Annotated in this window: 26 protein-coding genes; 13 read left to right on the forward strand and 13 right to left on the reverse strand. The window is 63.3% G+C overall.

Annotated elements, in window-relative coordinates; genetic code table 11:
- Positions 1-16: 16 nt before the first annotated feature.
- Entirely contained in the window at positions 17-493 is a 477-nt protein-coding gene (locus SynWH8101_RS09960) for a single-stranded DNA-binding protein (protein ID WP_130129640.1), read from the forward strand.
- Between the two features lie 19 nt (positions 494-512).
- Here the strand turns inward: SynWH8101_RS09960 and SynWH8101_RS09965 are convergent, their stop codons facing one another.
- Complete coding sequence (locus tag SynWH8101_RS09965) at positions 513-728, reverse strand: hypothetical protein (protein ID WP_370586988.1); 216 nt, start codon at positions 726-728, stop codon at positions 513-515.
- Between the two features lie 111 nt (positions 729-839).
- On the opposite strand from SynWH8101_RS09965, the gene SynWH8101_RS09970 reads away from it, so the two are divergent.
- Genes SynWH8101_RS09970 through SynWH8101_RS09980 form a run of 3 tightly spaced genes read left to right on the forward strand, consistent with a single transcriptional unit; the run spans position 840 to position 3,368 of the window.
- The gene (locus SynWH8101_RS09970; RefSeq protein ID WP_130129641.1) at positions 840-1,394 is read left to right on the forward strand and encodes a DUF2854 domain-containing protein; all 555 of its coding nucleotides are present in this window, start codon (positions 840-842) and stop codon (positions 1,392-1,394) included.
- 9 nt (positions 1,395-1,403) lie between these two features.
- A complete protein-coding gene (argB, locus tag SynWH8101_RS09975) occupies positions 1,404-2,267 on the forward strand; it encodes an acetylglutamate kinase (protein ID WP_007101907.1) in 864 nt (287 codons plus the stop codon).
- A 3-nt stretch (positions 2,268-2,270) separates the two neighbouring features.
- Positions 2,271-3,368: a DUF3153 domain-containing protein gene (locus SynWH8101_RS09980; RefSeq protein WP_130129642.1), complete on the forward strand. Its 1,098-nt coding sequence runs from the start codon at positions 2,271-2,273 to the stop codon at positions 3,366-3,368.
- A gap of 1 nt (position 3,369) precedes the next feature.
- On the opposite strand, the gene priA is transcribed toward SynWH8101_RS09980, so the two are convergent.
- Positions 3,370-5,613: a primosomal protein N' gene (gene priA, locus SynWH8101_RS09985; RefSeq protein ID WP_130129643.1), complete on the reverse strand. Its 2,244-nt coding sequence runs from the start codon at positions 5,611-5,613 to the stop codon at positions 3,370-3,372.
- 353 nt (positions 5,614-5,966) lie between these two features.
- Between priA and rpoD the strand changes: the two genes are divergently transcribed.
- On the forward strand, positions 5,967-7,382 hold the full coding sequence (gene rpoD / locus SynWH8101_RS09990) for an RNA polymerase sigma factor RpoD (RefSeq protein ID WP_130129644.1): 1,416 nt from the start codon (positions 5,967-5,969) through the stop codon (positions 7,380-7,382).
- 33 nt (positions 7,383-7,415) lie between these two features.
- Here the strand turns inward: rpoD and SynWH8101_RS09995 are convergent, their stop codons facing one another.
- Positions 7,416-7,904, reverse strand: a complete 489-nt coding sequence (locus SynWH8101_RS09995; protein ID WP_130129645.1) for a DUF6561 domain-containing protein — start codon at positions 7,902-7,904, stop codon at positions 7,416-7,418.
- A 96-nt stretch (positions 7,905-8,000) separates the two neighbouring features.
- Between SynWH8101_RS09995 and hemC the strand changes: the two genes are divergently transcribed.
- Both hemC and SynWH8101_RS10005 read left to right on the forward strand, forming a co-directional pair.
- Positions 8,001-8,954, forward strand: coding sequence for a hydroxymethylbilane synthase (hemC, locus tag SynWH8101_RS10000; RefSeq protein ID WP_130130469.1), 954 nt, complete (start codon positions 8,001-8,003; stop codon positions 8,952-8,954).
- 4 nt (positions 8,955-8,958) lie between these two features.
- Positions 8,959-9,591, forward strand: coding sequence for a MarC family protein (locus SynWH8101_RS10005; RefSeq protein ID WP_130129646.1), 633 nt, complete (start codon positions 8,959-8,961; stop codon positions 9,589-9,591).
- Positions 9,592-9,617: 26 nt separating this feature from the next.
- Here SynWH8101_RS10005 and SynWH8101_RS10010 read toward each other — a convergent pair whose 3' ends face one another.
- The 6 genes from SynWH8101_RS10010 to SynWH8101_RS10035 all read right to left on the reverse strand — a co-directional run bounded on the left by SynWH8101_RS10010 (position 9,618) and on the right by SynWH8101_RS10035 (position 12,359).
- The gene (locus tag SynWH8101_RS10010) at positions 9,618-10,157 is read right to left on the reverse strand and encodes a L,D-transpeptidase (RefSeq protein WP_254427937.1); all 540 of its coding nucleotides are present in this window, start codon (positions 10,155-10,157) and stop codon (positions 9,618-9,620) included.
- A gap of 125 nt (positions 10,158-10,282) precedes the next feature.
- Positions 10,283-10,870, reverse strand: a complete 588-nt coding sequence (locus tag SynWH8101_RS10015) for an inorganic diphosphatase (RefSeq protein ID WP_130129647.1) — start codon at positions 10,868-10,870, stop codon at positions 10,283-10,285.
- Positions 10,871-10,948: 78 nt separating this feature from the next.
- Positions 10,949-11,392 (reverse strand): L,D-transpeptidase, encoded by a 444-nt coding sequence (locus tag SynWH8101_RS10020; protein WP_130129648.1) that lies wholly within the window; start codon positions 11,390-11,392, stop codon positions 10,949-10,951.
- Between the two features lie 7 nt (positions 11,393-11,399).
- Positions 11,400-11,591, reverse strand: a complete 192-nt coding sequence (locus SynWH8101_RS10025) for a hypothetical protein (protein ID WP_130129649.1) — start codon at positions 11,589-11,591, stop codon at positions 11,400-11,402.
- Positions 11,592-11,709: 118 nt separating this feature from the next.
- Entirely contained in the window at positions 11,710-11,979 is a 270-nt protein-coding gene (locus SynWH8101_RS10030; protein ID WP_130129650.1) for a hypothetical protein, read from the reverse strand.
- A 59-nt stretch (positions 11,980-12,038) separates the two neighbouring features.
- Entirely contained in the window at positions 12,039-12,359 is a 321-nt protein-coding gene (locus SynWH8101_RS10035) for a hypothetical protein (RefSeq protein WP_130130471.1), read from the reverse strand.
- Between the two features lie 112 nt (positions 12,360-12,471).
- On the opposite strand from SynWH8101_RS10035, the gene SynWH8101_RS10040 reads away from it, so the two are divergent.
- Genes SynWH8101_RS10040 through SynWH8101_RS10050 form a run of 3 tightly spaced genes read left to right on the forward strand, consistent with a single transcriptional unit; the run spans position 12,472 to position 13,744 of the window.
- Positions 12,472-12,705 carry a hypothetical protein gene (locus tag SynWH8101_RS10040; RefSeq protein ID WP_130130472.1) on the forward strand — a complete coding sequence of 78 codons (234 nt, stop codon included), beginning with the start codon at positions 12,472-12,474 and terminating at the stop codon, positions 12,703-12,705.
- A complete protein-coding gene (locus tag SynWH8101_RS10045) occupies positions 12,705-13,031 on the forward strand; it encodes a hypothetical protein (protein ID WP_130129651.1) in 327 nt (108 codons plus the stop codon). The genes SynWH8101_RS10040 and SynWH8101_RS10045 overlap by 1 nt, the downstream gene beginning before the upstream one ends.
- The gene (locus SynWH8101_RS10050) at positions 13,028-13,744 is read left to right on the forward strand and encodes a DUF924 family protein (protein WP_130129652.1); all 717 of its coding nucleotides are present in this window, start codon (positions 13,028-13,030) and stop codon (positions 13,742-13,744) included. The genes SynWH8101_RS10045 and SynWH8101_RS10050 overlap by 4 nt, the downstream gene beginning before the upstream one ends.
- A 29-nt stretch (positions 13,745-13,773) precedes the next feature.
- Here the strand turns inward: SynWH8101_RS10050 and SynWH8101_RS10055 are convergent, their stop codons facing one another.
- Positions 13,774-14,112: a phenylpyruvate tautomerase MIF-related protein gene (locus tag SynWH8101_RS10055; protein ID WP_130130473.1), complete on the reverse strand. Its 339-nt coding sequence runs from the start codon at positions 14,110-14,112 to the stop codon at positions 13,774-13,776.
- A 60-nt stretch (positions 14,113-14,172) separates the two neighbouring features.
- Complete coding sequence (locus SynWH8101_RS10060; protein ID WP_130129653.1) at positions 14,173-14,355, reverse strand: hypothetical protein; 183 nt, start codon at positions 14,353-14,355, stop codon at positions 14,173-14,175.
- A 44-nt stretch (positions 14,356-14,399) separates the two neighbouring features.
- Between SynWH8101_RS10060 and SynWH8101_RS10065 the strand changes: the two genes are divergently transcribed.
- Both SynWH8101_RS10065 and SynWH8101_RS10070 read left to right on the forward strand, forming a co-directional pair.
- The gene (locus SynWH8101_RS10065; protein WP_130129654.1) at positions 14,400-14,651 is read left to right on the forward strand and encodes a hypothetical protein; all 252 of its coding nucleotides are present in this window, start codon (positions 14,400-14,402) and stop codon (positions 14,649-14,651) included.
- A 316-nt stretch (positions 14,652-14,967) separates the two neighbouring features.
- Entirely contained in the window at positions 14,968-15,156 is a 189-nt protein-coding gene (locus SynWH8101_RS10070; RefSeq protein ID WP_130129655.1) for a hypothetical protein, read from the forward strand.
- A 22-nt stretch (positions 15,157-15,178) separates the two neighbouring features.
- On the opposite strand, the gene SynWH8101_RS10075 is transcribed toward SynWH8101_RS10070, so the two are convergent.
- Positions 15,179-15,463, reverse strand: a complete 285-nt coding sequence (locus tag SynWH8101_RS10075) for a DUF427 domain-containing protein (RefSeq protein ID WP_130130474.1) — start codon at positions 15,461-15,463, stop codon at positions 15,179-15,181.
- A gap of 54 nt (positions 15,464-15,517) precedes the next feature.
- Here SynWH8101_RS10075 and SynWH8101_RS10080 point away from each other — a divergent pair, with 54 nt between their 5' ends.
- Positions 15,518-16,003 (forward strand): GNAT family N-acetyltransferase, encoded by a 486-nt coding sequence (locus SynWH8101_RS10080; protein ID WP_130129656.1) that lies wholly within the window; start codon positions 15,518-15,520, stop codon positions 16,001-16,003.
- A gap of 293 nt (positions 16,004-16,296) precedes the next feature.
- Here SynWH8101_RS10080 and SynWH8101_RS10085 read toward each other — a convergent pair whose 3' ends face one another.
- Complete coding sequence (locus SynWH8101_RS10085) at positions 16,297-17,226, reverse strand: alpha/beta fold hydrolase (protein ID WP_254427938.1); 930 nt, start codon at positions 17,224-17,226, stop codon at positions 16,297-16,299.
- Positions 17,227-17,712 lie beyond the last annotated feature (486 nt).

Raw genomic sequence — 17,712 nt, forward strand, 5'->3', positions numbered from 1 at the left:
AAGGCGTCAGACGGCGATGAACCACTGCGTGCTCGAAGTGGAGGTGCTGGAGGCCCCCACCCTTCGCTACACCCAGGACAACCAGACGCCGATTGCGGAGATGGAGGTGCGCTTCGATGCCCTGCGCGCCGACGATCCCGCCGGTCAGATCAAAGTGGTGGGCTGGGGGAATCTGGCCCAGGATCTGCAGAACCGGGTTCAGCCAGGGCAGCGCCTTGTGATCGAGGGACGCCTGCGCATGAACACGGTGCCGCGGCCGGACGGCATGAAAGAAAAACGTGCCGAATTCACGCTCTCCCGCCTGCATCCGGTGGGAACCGCAGCCGCCGGCGCTCCGTCCGCCAGCCCTTCCGCAACGGGCGGCAGGCCAGCCCAGCCCAGCCGTCAGGTCTCTGCCAACCGCCCCCCTGCGCCTGCTGCGCCTATTCAGGACAACGCCTCCACCTGGAACAGCGCACCGCTGGTGCCGGAGACCGACGACATCCCCTTTTGACGGGCGATCCATCCGCAGCTCAGGTGGTCGGGTCGAGTCGCTCCGAGGCCTTGGCGAGCAACTGACCTAGTTCCCGCTCCAGGGCCGCGAGATCGAGACGCAGATCCGACCAGCGACCGCGGTCAATTTGTTCGAGCAGCCAGGCCCGGTCCTGATCGAGCTGGGTGATCAGCTCGGTCAGCTCCGGGGGCTCCGCTGAAGCCGTGCCGGGCATGTCTGACGCAGGACGGTCCATGGGCGGAGGCATCGTGATCCCCATTCTCCCCATGGCGCCCCGCCATCGCGATCGACACCCATGCGTTCGACACCATCACGAGGCACCAGGGGGATGCAGCAAAGTGCAGCTATGAACAACCTGCTTTCACCAGGCAATTTGATCACCGTGGCCGGTGGCGTGCTCACCGTGGTGGGCGCCGTCGCTTACGGCAGCGGCAATGCCAACCTCAGTTTGCCGACGATCTTCTACGGGATCCCGATCCTGCTGGGAGGCCTGGCCTTGAAATCCTCGGAACTGCCTCCTGCCAAGCGGGTGACGCCGGCCAGTCAGCTGAAGAACGAACGCGCCGCCGGCGCCCCCGAACTGGCCAAGCTGCTCAGCGATGTGACCCGCTGGCGCTACGGCCAGAAAGCGCATCTCGAATCATCCCTGGAAGCCCTGAAGCTCTGGGATGAGGACGAACCGCCCCAGCTGCTCGAGATTGAAGAACTGCATGGTTCATCGGGATACGGGCTCAGATTGCGCTTCGAGCGTGGCAAGGTTCCCCTGGAGCAGTGGCAGGAGAAGCAGGAACGGCTCGGTCGCTTCTTCGCCAAGGGGTTGCAGGCCCAGATCACAGCGTTGGGATCCTCCCGGCTGGACCTCACCCTGCTGCCCGCCACAGGCGAGCATGGTCAGCAGTGACCGCGAGCGATGGCCAGCGACGACGCCCTGAGGGTTTCGGTTCTCAGTGAAGCCCTTCCCTACATCCAGCGCTTCGCAGGGCGCCGGATCGTGGTCAAATACGGCGGTGCCGCCATGGCCCATGCCTCGCTGCAGGAGGCCGTGTTTCGCGATCTGGCCTTGCTCACGAGCGTGGGGGTTCGCCCGGTGGTGGTGCACGGAGGCGGCCCGGAGATCAACCACTGGCTGAAAAAGCTTGAGATTCCCGCCGAATTCCGCGACGGGCTGCGGGTCACCGACCCTTCCACAATGGACGTGGTGGAAATGGTGTTGGTCGGACGGGTCAACAAGCAGATCGTGAATGGGCTCAATCGACTGGGTGCTCGTGCCGTGGGCCTCAGCGGCAGCGATGGGGGCCTGGTGCAGGCCCGCCCCTGGGGGGACGGCAGCCACGGGCTGGTGGGGGATGTGGCCCGGGTGGACCCCGACGTGCTCGAACCTCTCCTGGAGAAGGGCTATGTGCCGGTGATCTCCAGTGTGGCGGCCACCAGCGATGGCCGTGCTCACAACATCAATGCCGACACTGTGGCCGGCGAACTCGCCGCGGCCCTCGAAGCGGAAAAGCTGATCCTTCTCACCGACACGCCCGGCATCCTGCGAGATCGGCAGGATCCTGAGTCGCTGATCCGCCAACTGCGCCTGTCGGAAGCGCGGCAGCTGATCGCCGAAGGGGTGGTGGCCGGTGGCATGACCCCGAAAACCGAGTGCTGCATCCGCGCTCTGGCCCAGGGGGTGGCCGCGGCCCACATCATCGATGGCCGCGTCCCCCATGCCCTGTTACTGGAGGTGTTCACCGATGCGGGAATCGGCACCATGGTGCTGGGTCGCGGTTGATCGATGAGCACGCCCACGGCAGCGGCGGAGGCCGCCCTCGAACGGGGGGATTACGGCCAGTGCCTGCAGCTGTTGGAGCCACTCGCAGCGGAGCACCCGATCACCGATCCCCTGGGCGCCCATCTGCGCATGCTGATGGTCACCGCCTGGATGGGCCAGGGCCAGGAGGAGAAAGCCCTGAGCACCTGCCGGCTGCTCACCCGCTGCAAAGACAGCGAGATGCGCAACCGCGCCCGCCAACTGCTCACGGTGCTGGAGGCGCCCAGCCTGCAGAGACCGGCCCGCTGGTCGATGCAACTGCCGACACTGGCGATCGATCCGCAGCTGGGGGCACCGCCTAAGTCAGCACGCCGCCGTCGTCGTCAGGTCCCGGCCGCTCCACCGCCGCCGCCCACAGGGCCAACCCAGGCAGCAGCTCCGGGCTTTGCTGTGGTGGTGCTGGCCGTGCTGCTTGGGCTCACCCTGCTGTTGGGGGGCTGCGGACGCCTGACCACAGACATCCACCTCCCCGGACCCGACCGGATTCAACTGGGCTGGAGCACCGCCAGTGACAGCGACCAGCTGCTTCCCTGGCAGGAACGGCTGGCGTCCAGTCTCGACGCCACAGGGGATGACTGGACCCTGCACAGCAGCGGACACGGGCACCAGCAGTTTGCAAGCCGCACCCTGCGGGGGCAGGAGGCTGGAGCGCTCTGGCAGCGCAGCGTGGCGGTCGCCGCAGCAGCGGCCGGACTGCGCCTCCCCCCACCGCAACTCAACCTGCAGGAACGCAACTGGTTCCTGGGGGTACAACAACGGCTGGAGCTCAGCGTTGATCTGAGCCCGCTTCAGGACTTACCCCTGCCTGCCCTGGATGTGCGCATCGAACCGGCGCCCTCACCCCGGGCCCAGCACGGTGCACCGAACCCAGCGGAGCGCCAGGGCAACACCCTGATCTGGCCCCTGGAAGCGGGCCGGATCAACCAGCTGTCGATGCACCTCTGGCGCTGGAATCCTCTGGGAATCGGCAGTTTGGCCGTGGTGGTGCTGCTGCTGATCAGCCTGCTGTTGCAGCGGCTGAGACTGACCATGGGATTCGGTTATCCGGAACTCCCCTCGTGATTCAGAGGGCGAGCGGGTCAGGATCGACCGCCAGAGCCACATCCGCGGGCAAGGTCTCCCAGAGAGCCATGCCGGCTGGCAGGGGCAGGTCACTCCCCTGCGGGCCGTGGAGCAGCAGCTGCCAGCGACTGCGTCCCGCCACGCGTGCCACCGGAGCCGGCGCAGGGCCGAGCAGCTGCCAATCAGCGGCGGCGCAGAGCGGGCGCAACCGTTCCGCCAGAACGCTGGCGGCGGTAGCGGTGCCCGAAGCCGAGGGCCCCGACAAGCGCAGCAGGCAAGCCCGACTGAAAGGCACCAGGCCCGCCTGCTGCCGCACGGTCCTCTCCTCTTCAAGAAAGCGCTCATAGCGTCCATCCACCAGATGGCGGATGACGGGATGGTCGGGGGAGTAGGTCTGCACCAGCACCTGACCGGGTTTTTCGCCGCGGCCAGCCCGGCCGGCCAGTTGCAGCAGCAGTTGCAGGGCCTGCTCTCCGGCTCGCAGATCGGGGCGATGCAGCAAACCATCCGCAGCGAGCACCGCAGCAAGGGTGACCCGGGGCAGGTCCATCCCCTTCGCCAGCATCTGGGTTCCCACCAACACATCCGCCTCACCGGCGGCGAACTGCTCCAGCAGACGGCGATGGCCGTCGCGCCCACCGGTGGTGTCGCGATCGAAGCGCAGCAGACGCAGCCCCTCCAGCTCCTGGGACAGCTGCTCCAGAACCCGCTGGGTGCCAGCCCCGAAAGGCTTGAAGGCGAGGGACCCGCAATGGCGACAGGACGCCTCCACCTCGGCGCGATGATCACACCAGTGACAACGGAGCCACTGCCGCCCGGGCTGGCTGCCATGCACCGTGAGGGCCACATCGCAGTGCGGACACTGCACCACCTCGCCACAGCTACGGCAACTGAGAAAGCTGCTGTAGCCCCGTCGCGGCACCAGAACCACGGCCTGCTCCCCCCGCTCCGGCAGCACCGCCAGACGATCCATCAGTGCACGACTGATCAAGCGGCGATGGCCGTCCTGCAGTTCTGCCCGCATGTCGATCACATGCACCGGTGGCAGGGGTTGGCTGGAGATGCGCCGGCTGAGGCGCGCCAGGGCCAGTGGACCGGCGGGCGATAGCTGCATCCAGGTTTCCAGGGAGGGGGTGGCGCTGCCGAGAAGCAGCTTTCCCCCCAGATGTCGCACGCGTTCCAGGGCCACATCCCTCGCGTGGTAGCAGGGCATGGGCGACTCCTGCTTGTAGGAACTGTCGTGCTCCTCATCCAGCACGATCAACCCGAGCGGTTCCAGGGGAAGAAACACCGCGGAGCGGGTTCCCACCACCACAAGCGGCGTCTCCGCCTCGAGGCTGCGGCGCCAGGTGAGCACCCGCTCCCGCTCCCTGCAACCGCTGTGATATTCGAGCACCTGGCTGCCGAAGCGACGCCGACAGCGATCCACCAGCTGGGGAATCAGGCCGATTTCTGGAGTGAGCAGGAGCACGTGGCGGCCGGCGGCCAATTCACGGGCCGCCAGCTGCAGATACACCTCGGTCTTGCCGGAACCGGTCACCCCCCACAGCAGCATCCCCCCGCCTGAGGGCTGCTGGGCAAAGGCTTCGAGAACCTGCTGCTGTTCGTCGGTGAGGGTTCGGCCCCCAGCATCCGACGCCACGGGAGTGATCTCAAGCGCAGGAGCCTGACGCCGCTCGCGCCGCGCCAGGCCACGGCGCACCAGGGCCTGAATCAGATGGGGGCCGAATCCATCGGCCTGCAGCTGCCGCTGCCAGGTGCCGCCGCACTGCATCAGGGCCGCATGAAGCGCCGCCTGGCGTGGGGGCAACGCCGTCTCACCCTGAGCACGCGTGTCGGCATCAACGGGCTGAAGCAAGGGCTCCACCCACCAGAGCTCACGGGCGGCGCTGGGCCCTGCCGCGCGCTGCCCAAGCCAGCCAGGCGGCAGGGCCGCCTTGAGCATGCGAAACGAACTGGTGTGACACCGCACCGCCATGGCATCCAGCCATTGGCGCCAGCGGGGCTCCACAGCAGCGCGCTGCAGCAACGCCTCCACCGGTTGCAACGCCGGAGGCGGCGGATCCCCAGGCGACAACAGCAATGAATCAGAGGGGCGGCAGGCGATCACCAGTCCCTGCAGAGGCCGACCCCGCAGGGACACCCGCACGAGATCACCGAGACCAACACCCAGCCCCCGGGAGTCGCTGTAGGTGAAGCTGCGGCCGTCGCGTCCCGCTTCCAACCAGACATCAACCTCAGTCATGGTCGGTGTTTGGAGCACTCACCGGCTGAATGGGGTTGCGGACGCTACAAGTATTTCTTAAGATAAAGATGTTGGACAGCCATGAGCTGTTGTCGGAACCGCGCAGAGTTCCGTCCAGAGGGAAGACACGAAGCTCGAGCCACAGGAGTTCTCTCCAGCATGGCCGACCGGTCTGAGAAAGCCCCTGACAGCCCTGCACCGGTCCCCGGCCCACTCCCCCCTTGTTGATTCAGACACGTTTGGCTGCCATCAGGTCCTGATGACGGCCTGATCGCTCTCCCGTCGATGGGTCATGCACGCATGCCCGTTCGGTGATGTCTTGTCTTGATGCCCGCCCAACCCCTCCTTTTGCCATGAGCCCTGCTGCGACGAAATCCGCTGCGGCCAAACCCGCCATCGTGATGATGGCCGATGCCAACGGAAAGCCCAAAACGGTCAAGGCAGCGGAGAAAAAGCCCGCAGCAACGAAGGGGAAGGCCGCTGCCAAGTCGACGGCCAAATCCAGCCGCAGTCGCTCAACAGGCCTCAAGCCTGGTGACAATCTGAATGCTGCCGCCGATGCCCTGCTCGCCGCGGCCGAGCAGGAATCCACCAGCAAGGCCTCCGGCAAAACAACAAGCGCGAAGACCGCCTCAACCAAAACGGCCAGCACCAAGGCCACCGCTACCAAAGCAACCAAAAGCAAAGCTGCTGAAGCCAAAACGGCCAGCACCAAAGAGGTTGCGGCCAACGCGGCCACAGCCAAGCCTGAAACGACGGCAGCAGCCGAAAAGGATGCCAAAGCCAAAGCCTTGGCCAGCATCAAAATCGGTCCGAAAGGGGTCTACACCGAAGATTCGATCCGGGTCTATCTCCAGGAGATCGGCCGCATCCGCCTGCTTCGTCCAGACGAAGAGATCGAACTGGCCCGCAAAATCGCCGATCTGCTTCTCCTCGAAGAACTGGCCGCTCAGTTCGAGAGTGACAACGGCCGCGAACCCGATACGAAGGAATGGGCTGCCCTGGTGGAGATGCCGGTGATCAAGTTCCGCCGTCGTCTGATGCTTGGCCGACGAGCCAAGGAAAAAATGGTGCAGTCCAACCTGCGCCTGGTGGTGTCGATTGCCAAGAAATACATGAATCGGGGCCTGAGCTTCCAGGATCTGATCCAGGAAGGCAGCCTGGGCCTGATTCGCGCCGCCGAGAAGTTCGATCACGAAAAGGGCTACAAGTTCTCGACATACGCCACCTGGTGGATCCGTCAGGCGATCACCCGCGCCATCGCCGACCAGTCCCGCACCATCCGTCTGCCGGTGCACCTTTACGAGACCATCTCACGGATCAAGAAAACCACCAAGGTGCTCAGCCAGGAATTCGGTCGCAAGCCCACCGAGGAGGAGATCGCCGAATCGATGGAGATGACCATCGAAAAGCTGCGCTTCATCGCCAAGAGCGCCCAGCTGCCGATCTCCCTTGAAACGCCGATCGGCAAAGAAGAGGATTCCCGGCTGGGCGACTTCATCGAAGCCGACATCGAGAATCCCGAGCAGGATGTGGCCAAGAACCTCCTGCGTGAAGACCTCGAAGGCGTGCTGGCGACCCTGAGTCCGCGCGAACGCGACGTGCTGCGTCTGCGCTACGGCCTTGATGACGGCCGCATGAAAACACTCGAGGAGATCGGCCAGATCTTCGATGTGACGAGGGAGCGCATCCGTCAGATCGAGGCAAAGGCGCTACGCAAACTGCGTCACCCCAACCGCAACGGCGTGCTCAAGGAATACATCAAGTGATCACCGGCTGGTGATCGGCTCGGTCTGGAGGGATCAGCCCCCCTCCAGACTTTCGGTGAATTCCTCGAAAGCCCGCTTCAGGCGTTCCACGGGGGTCTCCTCCGGCGGACATTCCTGATTGGTTCGGATCGTGTAGGCATGCAGAAGCCTGGGCTCCGGATTGAGCACGGAAGCCACTGCGGCTTTGAAAAGCACCAGATTCTCCTGGGTGGAGAGTCCGGCCAGAAAAGGCGACAGGATCCAACCGCTACCGGGCTGGGCGGAATCGGAAGGATGTTTTTCCTTCACAAGCAGAGGACGCAGGAGCTGGTAAGCCCGTTCACCGTCTCGATCACTGGTCTGCCGCAGACGGGCGATCAACAGCTGACCGCTTGTGAGCAGCACCAGCCGAATTGTGCCTTCGGCCAATAAAGGCAGAAAGGGCTTCTCGGCATGGGCCGGAACTCCGCTGGCAGAATTCGCTGGCACGCCTCCACCCGAATTGGCGTCATGGCGAACGCCATTGACCACGGGTCCGGGCATGACGAGATCTCAACTGTCTCGAATCGTAAAGCGAGCCGCCGCTCCGAGGTGATGGTCATTCGACTGCGTAATCTGGGCGGCTGCAATCCCCAGGCCATGGCCCTCGAGCATCTGCGCATCGCCTCCCGCCGCAGCCAGCTGGCCATGGTGCAGACCAACTGGGTGAAGGCTGAGCTGGAACAGGCCCATCCAGGTCTGCCCATTTCGGTGGAAGCGATGGCCACCCAGGGCGACAAGATTCTGGATGTGGCCCTGGCCAAAATCGGTGATAAGGGCCTGTTCACCAAGGAACTGGAGGCCCAGATGCTGGTGGGGCGGGCCGAGATCGCCGTCCACTCCCTCAAGGATCTGCCCACCAACCTTCCCGAAGGCCTGATGCTGGGCTGCATCACCGAACGGGAAGATCCGGCGGACGCCCTCGTGGTGAATGCCAAGAATGCCGAGCACAAGCTGGAGACCCTGCCGGAAGGCGCCGTGGTGGGCACCAGCTCCCTGCGCCGGCTGGCCCAGCTGCGCCACCACTACCCGCACCTTGAGTTCAAGGATGTGCGTGGCAACGTGATCACACGCCTGGAAAAACTCGATGCCGGCGACTACGACTGCCTGATCCTGGCTGCAGCCGGACTCACCCGTCTGGGATTCGCTGATCGGATTCACCAGATCATCCCCAGTCATATTTCCCTGCATGCCGTCGGTCAGGGCGCTCTCGGGATTGAGTGCGTGGAAGGGCAGCCCGAAGTACTGGAGTTGATCAAGGTGCTCGAGCATGGTCCCACCGCCAGCCGCTGCCTCGCCGAGCGGGCGTTTCTCCGGGAGCTGGAGGGCGGCTGTCAGGTGCCGATTGGCGTCAACACCCGCATCGAAGCCAACGAACTGGTGCTCACCGGCATGGTGGCCAGCCTCGATGGCAAGCGCCTGATCCGGGATGAACGCCGCGGCACAGTCGACAAAGCCGAGGCAATCGGACAACTGTTAGCCGCTGACTTGAAAAGTCAGGGGGCAGGCGACATTCTTCAGGAAATTTTTGCGGCGGTCCGTCCAGAAGCCTGAAACCATGTCTCTCTTGCACACCGCCGTCGGCATCTTCACCATCTCCAACCCGATCGGCAACCTGCCGATCTACCTGTCCTTCACCGACGGGAACAAGCGCAAGGATCGGGCGATCGCCCGTAGCAGCGCCTTCACGTTTTTGATTGCCCTGTTGCTGGCCACCTGGCTGGGCGACGCCCTGCTTGGTTTCTTTGGCATCGGCCGACCGGCCTTCCAGGTGGCCGGCGGCTTGATCGTGGTGCTGATCGGTCTGTCGATGCTGCGCTCAGAGCCCTCCAAGGTGCATCACGATCCCGATTCGGTGGAGCGAGATCAGGATTCAGCCGTGAAGGGCATTGTTCCCCTCGGGATCCCTCTGCTGGCTGGCCCTGGCACCCTCACTGTGGTGATCGCCGATCCGGCCGCCGCCAGCATGGGCGGCAAGCTCGGCCTCAGCCTGGTGGTGCTTCTTCTCACCGTGGTGGTGTATGTGATCTTCGATGCCGGTGAGATGCTGTCTTCCAAGATCAGCGCATCCGCGTTGCAAGTGCTCACCAAAATCATGGGCCTGCTACTCACGGCCATCGCTGTGCAGATGCTCTTCAGTGGTCTGAGCGCCGGCTTCCCTGTGCTGATGCAGCACATGGCCACCTCCTGATCAATGGGCACAGGCTGATCTTGGGCTCAGCGGGTGATCACCACCGGCGTGCCCACCTCCACCAGGTCGTAGAGCTTTTGCACATGCGCGTTCAGCATGCGCACACAGCCATTCGAGACGGCCGCACGAATCTTCACCCAATGGGGCCAGGGAGTGCCATGAATGCCGAACTGGTTCTGCCCCTGTTGCAGGAAACCGATCCAGCGATGACCCAGGGGAGCCTTGGGTCCTGTGACCGGATGCACCTTGCCTGACTTCGTGCTCTGATACTGCGGGTTCTTTCGCATGTTCTCCACCTGAAAGACTCCGGCGGGGGTAGGCGTTTTGGGATCGCCGATGGCCACCGGCCAGGGCCCGAAGCGCTGACCATCGCGCAGCACGCTGATGCGACGCTGACGCAGATCGAGATGGATCTGCGTGGTGGGAGCGGCTGGGAGCACCGCCAGAGGACCGGGCACCGAAGCGGGGCGAGCCCGTGATTCCATCGGCATGGCCACTGGGATGGCCAGGGCAACGGAAAGACCAGCGAGGGCCGGCCAGGAAAGAGGCACAGAGCGCGTGGACATGAGATCGTCAAGACCCTTTGGTCTCAAACTAAACATCGCCCAGCAAAAAAGCAGCCCTGTCGTCGCAGGGCATGAAAAAGGCGGGGTTGCCCCCGCCCGGATCGACCTCAGACCGGGTTCAGGACTCAGTCGACCAGCTTGGGTTCGATCTCAGCTATGTAGCGAGCTTCGCAGCTCTTGATGATCTCCACAGCCTTCTCGGTGCCGAAGAAGCCGTTGACACTGCAGGTACCGGGCTTCTTGAGGTCCTTGTAGTGCTCCCAGTAGTAGGTGGTTTCCTTCTTCCAGTGCTCACCGAGATCTTCAAAGCTCTTGATGTGATCCATGCGCTTGTCGTCAGCCAACACGGCGATCACCTTGTCGTCCACCTCACCGCCGTCATCGAAGGTCATGATGCCGATGATGCGAGCCTCCACCACGGAGCCCGGGATGAGGGGCTCGGTCACGTTGACAATTTCGATATCGAGCGGATCGCCGTCCTCATCCCAGGTGCGGGGAATGCAGCCGTAGGCAAAGGGGTAAGCCAGAGAGGAGTAGCCAACACGGTCCAGCTTCAGGTGACCGGTCTCGGTGATCAGCTCATATTTGTTGATCGTGTTGGAGTTCAGCTCCACGATCGTGTTCAGCCGCAGCTCCGCCTCATCGGCGAAGGCCGGCAGCACATGCAGCAGGTTGGGCATGCTGCGGCTCGGGGCCTGGTCAAGGTTGGCCATGGACAGGGTGGTTCGGCGCGGCGCATCCTACGAGCCACAGATCGCTGCATACAGCCGATCGACATCGGGCTGCAGAGATCAGTTCACCACCTGCAGCCGCCGAACCCCAGCCTTGTTGATCCAAGCGGCCACAGCGTCGGTGTCGGCTTTGTTGGGCAGACAGATGCAGCCGCTGCCCGGCAAGCAGGTGTGAATCCCGAGGGCGCTGCGGGTTGTGGAGAAGCGAGGGCTGAGATCAATCCACCAGGAACCATCCCAACGCTCCGGCCGGCCGACGTTGTAGCTGCCCACCGGTAGCGGCGCGCCGTTGCCAGGCGACCAGCGCCGATCCGATGCCTGGGCCCTGCGGGTGCCGCTCACCGCTGGCCAACTGGCCAATGTCTTGCCGCCTCGCCGCAACTGCAACACCCAGCGCCGGTCACCGGACGGGAGTGTGCCCTTGGCCTTCTGAAACACCAGCGTGGCTGGCGAAGCCTCAACTGCAAGCAGAAGCGGTGGTGGGGGTGGTGGCAACCAAGCCATGCGGACATCAACCCGTAGGACGCATCTCGCGAATCACTGCATCGATGCAGTGGGGACGATTGCGAATGTAGGCGTTGAACTCAATGGCAAGCAAACGCGCCTCGAAAGCATCACTTGCATAGAAGCAGGCTTCCAATTTCTGACCGTCGAAGTGTTTATAGCGAACCGTGTAAGGATTGAGCAAGGAAAGCGACCGCATGACAGGAACCTAACAGCAACTTTATTTTTACTCAATCTTGACAGCGAGCACCAACATCTTCTCTTGAGATTTCACTAACCAAACCTTAGAGAAGATAGCTCCCCCCAAGCTGGCACTATCAGCTCAGCGGCACTTTCTGGACCGCCTGAGCCTGGATCGCATCCACGGTGTGATGGAGCTGGGCGATGTCATGGAGACCGTTGACGTCGAACCAAGGTGCCGTGGCCCAGTCGAACCCTTCGCCAAAGGTGTTGTCAGGCGCCACCACATACCAATGGCAGTCGACATCCGGCACATCCACAGCGCAGTGCGACCAGTCGTTGCTCCACTGGGGCACCTGCACCCAGAGCACCGCGGCCATCAGCACGCCAAACAGACTGCGGAGCATGGGTCCAATTATGAGACAGGCGGAGCCTAACGGGTCTTCTGGCTGATCCAAGCAGGAGCTCAGGCCAAGGGTTCACAGCTGTAGGTCTCAACCCCACCACGCCGCTGGCGGAACTCAGGGTGATCAGGGTCCTGGGCCCTCCACCACCAGCGACCATCGGTGTAACTGGGGGAACCAGCGTTGTTGGTGCGGGGTAGCTGCAGGGTGACGCCGCGCCAATGAATCAGAACGCCATCACCAGGCAAGGTGCCGGCAGCCGTGTTGGGGATCGAGTCGGCCAGAGCCCCCATCGCCTCCCGGCCCAGATCAATCGTTTCAACACTGAGCCGATCGCCCTCGCAGATCCAGTCGGCCGACACCGGGCTCGGAATCGCCAGCATCAGCTGCAGGGTGAGTGCAAGCGTCACCACGACGCAACAGCAGCGATTGAGCAGGGAGGAATCCACAGCGGGCTCAAGGGCGCGACAGAGTGACAGTGTGGCCTTTCCAGCAATGCTCCCCTTCAGTCCGTTCTGCCCGATCAGTGCAGCGAAGATCGCCGGCCTGAAGGCCACGGTGATGCTGCTGCTCGTGCTTCTGATCAAGTCGAAACTGCTGCGCGTGAAGATGTCACTGCTCGGCTCCCTGCTCGGCCTGTTCATGCTCACCGGATTTCTGTTGAGCACGGGCCTCCTCACCCTGATCGCCGGTGGCGCCGTGGCCTACGCCGCAACAAAAGGCAAGTGATGGACGATTCCTCGAACCAGACCACGGCATCTCCCAGCCGCGAGCAGATCCTGGCTGCCTCGGCAGGCTGGGTAGCCGTTTTGCTCAATGTGATTCCCGGCCTTGGCGCCGGCTACCTGTATCAGCGCCGCTGGAAGGCGTATTGGATCACCTCGGTGCTGGCCACAGCCTGGTTTGCGGCAGGTGCGGCCCTCGGCCAGAACGCTGACCCTGCCGCTGAAGCTCAGAATCAGCTGGTAGGTCTGATCGGCCTGGTGCTGCTGGCAGCAATCACGGCTGCTGAAGCGGGGCTGTCCGTGAAGCGGGTGCGTCGCAACCAGGGGTGAACAACCAGCAGGCCGCTGCCGCTGTGCTTCGGTTCTGGTTTGAAGACTGCCGGCCCCATCAGTGGTTCCAACAAAGCGATGCCTTTGATGGGGAGGTTCGCAGCCGCTTTGGGCCCCTGACCATGGAGGCCCTTGCTGGCCAACTGACGGCATGGGGAGAGGAACCGGACAGCGGGCTTGCCTTGGTGCTGCTGTTGGATCAGTTCAGTCGACAGCTGTATCGGGATCAGCCAGAGGCCTTCAGTGGCGATGCAGCGGCCCTGGCCCTGAGCCGTCAGGCGTTGGCCTGCGGCTGGTTGTCCGACGAAACATCCCGCCCGCGACGACAGTTCTGGTTGATGCCCTTTCTGCACAGCGAAACCCTCGCTGACCTGGAGGAGGGGATTCTGTTGCTCGAGCGCTTCAGCGATCCTGCAACTGCTGCCGTGGCACGAAGAAACAGGGAGCTTCTCCTGCGTTTCGGCCGGTACCCCCATCGCAATGCTGCCCTGGGGCGACTCTCCACTGCAGAGGAGGAGAGCTATCTGCTGACGCGTCACTTACCCCAGTGCGACTGCTGCGGCAGAGCAGGCCCCCTTCACTACCGCGTGCGCAGCGATGCACGGCCTGAGTGGAGACTCGCCTGCCCTGAATGCTGGGAACCAATCAGCCGACAGCCCGGCTACCGCTACGGCGGCACCCGCAAGGCCAACCGCCGTCAACGCAAACGTTGAGGACAAGCGTTGAACACAGGCATCAGAATTCAACCAAAGGTTGAACCGTTCCAGCCCCAGCAGCTGGCCTGGACATCCTCAAAGCCGATGTAGATGCGATTGGCGGGAATACCCGTGCGGGCCTGGATGAGCTCACAAAACGCGGCGGTCATCGCCGGCGGCCTCAGGGCTCCGATCGACTTGACCTCCACATAGGCACAGGGCTCAGCGCTACCGGCGAAGGTCATGGGCACGCCGGTCTCCAGCAGGGTCATCACATAAGCCTCCGGCTTGCCGGTCTGCTCGGCCAACGCCGAAGACAGCTCCTGCAGCAGCGCCGAACCATCCTGGACGGCAGGCAACGACGTGCGCACGTTGATCAGGGGCACAGCGGGCGGAGCAGCGATGCGGAAATGCTGCCACGTCAAGGCATGACTGTCTTGAACCAGCTAGTCCTCCCGCCGGAAGATGCGCTCCAGCTCAGCGCGGAACTCTCGGCTGCTCAGCGGCTCCCCCGCACGGCGGCGGCGGTTGCGCTTCAACAGCGAGGCGATCCACCACACCTGGAGGGCCGCGAAACAAGCACCGAACACCACCAGACTGATGGTGGGCGTATCGAGAGCGGTGAGCATCGGTGGGTTGTTTCTAGGGTGGCCTGCAGGCCTGAATCATCGCGATGAACGCTCCATTCGTGCGCCAGCAGGACAAGGATGAATGGCGTGACTTCATCCTGCGCGAACTGGTGAGCTTTCTCTCGGCTCGCAAGGAGGAGATCTACAGCAACTACGCCGAACGCAGCCAGGGACAATTACCCCTTGAGACGATCGAAGCCGCCGGGCTGATGGATTTCGAGCTGGCGGTCACCTTCCTGCAGGACAAACGCTCCGGCCTGGGCCGCGGTTTCCTGGGGATGAACCTGATCCCCTGAGGTCGGGTCGTCGATCACGCCATCGACACCGGCCGAATCCTCCATCTGAGACTGGAGCTGTTCTGCATCAGGCAACCGATGGTTTTCCAACCCAGTGATCCTCGCTTCTGGAAGGCGATCGTTGGCGTGATCTCCCTGGTGGTGGGTTGCGGCCTGGCTTGGCTGGTGCTGCAGATGTGAGGGGCTTCAGAAAGCAGCCTGCTCAGCCGGTTGTCCTCGGTGATGCGGGAACGCTGAAAAACAGCTGCACTGTCGCCATCGCGACGACCGGACTGGTTCAGGGCACCAAGCATGAACAGACAATGCCCTCGCCCCCATGACCACCGAACAGGCGATCGAACTGATCGAAGGCGCGTTGGATTACAGCCGTCAACGCACCAAATTGCTGGGTAGCTGGGAACGTCAGGGTGATGCTGAGGCGATCCAGCAGGAGTTCGACGAATGGCTGAATCCTCGCGGTGATGCCCTGCCATTGATGCCCTGCCCCCTGCCTGACGGGAAGTGAACGGTTGTCGGCTGGGAAGGGTTCAGCTGATCTCCACCCCTTTACCCCGGTAAAAGGCGAAGCGTTCGCGGATCGATTCGGCGTCGGGCTTGGGAGTGTCATACGCCCAGACGGCATTGCTGATCGATTGATCTCCCACCACCACATCCCAGTAGCGGGCCGTTCCCTTCCAGCCGCACACGGTGGTGTGAGTCGACTCGCGAAAGAATTCCGGGCGCATGGAGGGTCGGGGGAAATAGGGATTACCATCCACCATCACGATGTCGTCGCTTTCAGCAAGCACCTGGCCGTTGAAGATCGCCTTCATCGCAATGCGTACCACCGGAATCAACGGCAGCGTAGGAGGAAGCAGCCCCATGCCATGACCATTCACACCCTTCATCTGGCGGCGTTTTCCGCCGAACCGCTCTACGGCCCCGAGGAAGCACGCACGATCGCCGACCTGGCCGAGACATTGATCGCCGAAGGGCAGGCCAGCTTCACGCTGGAACGGGAGGGAACCGTGGTGGCCCATGCCTGCTACACACCGCTCAGGCTGGTTGAAGCGCCCCAGCTCAAGGCCTATGTGATGGCGCCCCTGGCGGTGCTTCCCGCCTGGCAAAAGCAGGGTCTGGCCACTGAGTTGATGCACCAGGCGGAAGAGGCGCTGGATGCTGATGCGATCTTCGTGCTGGGCAATCCCCTGCACTACGCCCGCCGCTTCTCCACCCCGCATCAGGTGTCGCCTCCCCAACCCACCGACCACGCGGCCTGCTGGTTCGCCCGGGCGCTCAAGCCCGGGGTTCTCGATGACCTCAAGAGCGCATCACAGATCGACGGCGCTCTCAACAATCCGGAGTTGTGGTGATCCCGAATGATTTGGATCTGTGCCATGGTGGAGGAGTGAAGCGGGTGTTCCCACGCAAGGGGGCCCGCCAGCCAAGTGAGCCTGAATATCCACTCCATTCAGCGCGATCCGAATACATCGACCAAGCAAAAACCATGAAAAAACACTCCGCGCCCAAGCGCGATCTGCTCAGTTCGACTGAGCGGACAAGGGCTGTCAGCAGCGCGACTCCTCCCCGGAGCAAGGGCAAGGCCGGTCACTCCACAACACCCCAGTGGATCAGCTGGGAGGATCTGCTCGGGCATCGCTGAGATCTACGAGGGCCAAGCCGCCTTTTGCAGAACGGCCGCAGCATGGGCCTGGGCCTCCGCCGCATCGGGAGCGATCCAAAACGCCAGGTGGGAGCCCGCCGGGATCCAGTGCAGCTCGGCAGCTTCGATCTGGCCATGGGCCCACCGGGCATCCTCGGGAAGCACATCCCGATCGGCTTCACCATGCAGGATCAGGGTGGGGCAGCGGATGGCGGTGAGATCGAGCTGGCTGATCGCCGCCAGCTGCTTTAGATCATTGCGAAGGCCCTCGTGACGTTGCTGAAACCGATCCGACATCGTGCGCATCATCGCCTGCACGAAGGCCAGCTTGTCTGACGAGTGCATCACCTCGCTGACCCGCTCCTGCAAAGCTTCCGGACTGAGGCTGCTTTCCGTCTTCAACAGATTGCTCACCACGGCGCCGGGGAAGTGACGCCCCAACCAATCCATCAAACCAATACCCGGTCGGCTGAGAAAGATCGCTTCTTCCCAGGCACTCAGCTGCTCACCCTTGAGATAAGCCTGCGTCACCCCATCAATCACCACGAGGGATTGCACCCGATCGGGGTATCGACTGGCGAGCAGATAGGCCGGCGGGCCACCAGCAGACGCTCCCACCACGCCAACGGAAGGCAGCTCCAGGGCGTCGAGCAGCGCCGCAAGCAAATCCGCCTGCTCCTCCAGGTGGACGCCGCTGCTGAGGGGAGTGCCCAGATACCCCGGCCGCGACGGCGCAATCACACGAAACCCTGCCTCCAGCAAGGGAAGAGCCATCAACAGCCCCTGGTCGCAACCACCAGGCCCACCATGCACCGAGAGCACGGTGGGCCCCTCACCCAGACAGGCGATCTCCACCGCACCCAAAGCGGTTTTAATCAGCCGGGAAGGCTGGGACAGACAGACCTCAACGCTGAACACGCGGCGGCTGGGCAACTTGAATAACGCTAAAGCGATACCGTCGTCAGCGCATCCCCCTTTTGGGGCATGCCATCTTCACTCTTGAACGTTTTCCTGTGGAGAGCAATGCGCGATTCCACCGATTGCCTTTGTGTTGCGGAGCACCAAGAGTGTGTGCATCGAGATCGGAGGAGCCCATGACGGCCGACACTCCACCGGAGCAAAACTGAGAAGCAGCCTGACTTTCCGGCCCCTGCTCCAACAGTTTCCACCCATCCGTGAGGCTGGTCCTTCGGCAGGCAACGACTGTGCGCCACGTCGATCGACACTCCACTGCACTGCTCACGCGGTTGGTCAACACACCCGTTGCTCAACCGATCAGGTGCCCCGGAGCTGCATCAGCCCCACCTCTGGACTCAAGGCCCCAGGCGCCAACAGCCAGTCGCTTCGCAACGAACGCGAACAAGGCCGTCCCTTCCACCGGAGGGGGCGGCCTTTGCCTTGAAGAAGGCACCGTTTCCC

This window comes from Synechococcus sp. WH 8101, assembly GCF_004209775.1.
Taxonomy (GTDB): Bacteria; Cyanobacteriota; Cyanobacteriia; order PCC-6307; family Cyanobiaceae; genus Synechococcus_C.

What these genes read in the sequence shown, in the direction of transcription:
- SynWH8101_RS09965 (WP_370586988.1), bottom strand. Translation starts at nt 728, where the DNA reads ATGGACCGTCCTGCGTCAGACATGCCCGGCACGGCTTCAGCGGAGCCC.
- SynWH8101_RS10045 (WP_130129651.1), top strand. Translation starts at nt 12,705, where the DNA reads ATGGACGATTCCTCGAACCAGACCACGGCATCTCCCAGCCGCGAGCAG.
- SynWH8101_RS09960 (WP_130129640.1), top strand. Translation starts at nt 17, where the DNA reads ATGAACCACTGCGTGCTCGAAGTGGAGGTGCTGGAGGCCCCCACCCTT.
- SynWH8101_RS10075 (WP_130130474.1), bottom strand. Translation starts at nt 15,463, where the DNA reads ATGAAGGCGATCTTCAACGGCCAGGTGCTTGCTGAAAGCGACGACATC.
- SynWH8101_RS09995 (WP_130129645.1), bottom strand. Translation starts at nt 7,904, where the DNA reads ATGCCCGGACCCGTGGTCAATGGCGTTCGCCATGACGCCAATTCGGGT.
- argB (WP_007101907.1), top strand. Translation starts at nt 1,404, where the DNA reads ATGGCCAGCGACGACGCCCTGAGGGTTTCGGTTCTCAGTGAAGCCCTT.
- SynWH8101_RS09970 (WP_130129641.1), top strand. Translation starts at nt 840, where the DNA reads ATGAACAACCTGCTTTCACCAGGCAATTTGATCACCGTGGCCGGTGGC.
- SynWH8101_RS10035 (WP_130130471.1), bottom strand. Translation starts at nt 12,359, where the DNA reads ATGCTGGCGATTCCGAGCCCGGTGTCGGCCGACTGGATCTGCGAGGGC.
- SynWH8101_RS10015 (WP_130129647.1), bottom strand. Translation starts at nt 10,870, where the DNA reads ATGGCCAACCTTGACCAGGCCCCGAGCCGCAGCATGCCCAACCTGCTG.
- rpoD (WP_130129644.1), top strand. Translation starts at nt 5,967, where the DNA reads ATGAGCCCTGCTGCGACGAAATCCGCTGCGGCCAAACCCGCCATCGTG.
- priA (WP_130129643.1), bottom strand. Translation starts at nt 5,613, where the DNA reads ATGACTGAGGTTGATGTCTGGTTGGAAGCGGGACGCGACGGCCGCAGC.
- hemC (WP_130130469.1), top strand. Translation starts at nt 8,001, where the DNA reads ATGGCCCTCGAGCATCTGCGCATCGCCTCCCGCCGCAGCCAGCTGGCC.
- SynWH8101_RS10030 (WP_130129650.1), bottom strand. Translation starts at nt 11,979, where the DNA reads ATGCTCCGCAGTCTGTTTGGCGTGCTGATGGCCGCGGTGCTCTGGGTG.
- SynWH8101_RS09980 (WP_130129642.1), top strand. Translation starts at nt 2,271, where the DNA reads ATGAGCACGCCCACGGCAGCGGCGGAGGCCGCCCTCGAACGGGGGGAT.
- SynWH8101_RS10065 (WP_130129654.1), top strand. Translation starts at nt 14,400, where the DNA reads ATGAACGCTCCATTCGTGCGCCAGCAGGACAAGGATGAATGGCGTGAC.
- SynWH8101_RS10070 (WP_130129655.1), top strand. Translation starts at nt 14,968, where the DNA reads ATGACCACCGAACAGGCGATCGAACTGATCGAAGGCGCGTTGGATTAC.
- SynWH8101_RS10005 (WP_130129646.1), top strand. Translation starts at nt 8,959, where the DNA reads ATGTCTCTCTTGCACACCGCCGTCGGCATCTTCACCATCTCCAACCCG.
- SynWH8101_RS10025 (WP_130129649.1), bottom strand. Translation starts at nt 11,591, where the DNA reads ATGCGGTCGCTTTCCTTGCTCAATCCTTACACGGTTCGCTATAAACAC.
- SynWH8101_RS10040 (WP_130130472.1), top strand. Translation starts at nt 12,472, where the DNA reads ATGCTCCCCTTCAGTCCGTTCTGCCCGATCAGTGCAGCGAAGATCGCC.
- SynWH8101_RS10080 (WP_130129656.1), top strand. Translation starts at nt 15,518, where the DNA reads ATGACCATTCACACCCTTCATCTGGCGGCGTTTTCCGCCGAACCGCTC.
- SynWH8101_RS10020 (WP_130129648.1), bottom strand. Translation starts at nt 11,392, where the DNA reads ATGGCTTGGTTGCCACCACCCCCACCACCGCTTCTGCTTGCAGTTGAG.
- SynWH8101_RS10060 (WP_130129653.1), bottom strand. Translation starts at nt 14,355, where the DNA reads ATGCTCACCGCTCTCGATACGCCCACCATCAGTCTGGTGGTGTTCGGT.
- SynWH8101_RS10010 (WP_254427937.1), bottom strand. Translation starts at nt 10,157, where the DNA reads ATGTCCACGCGCTCTGTGCCTCTTTCCTGGCCGGCCCTCGCTGGTCTT.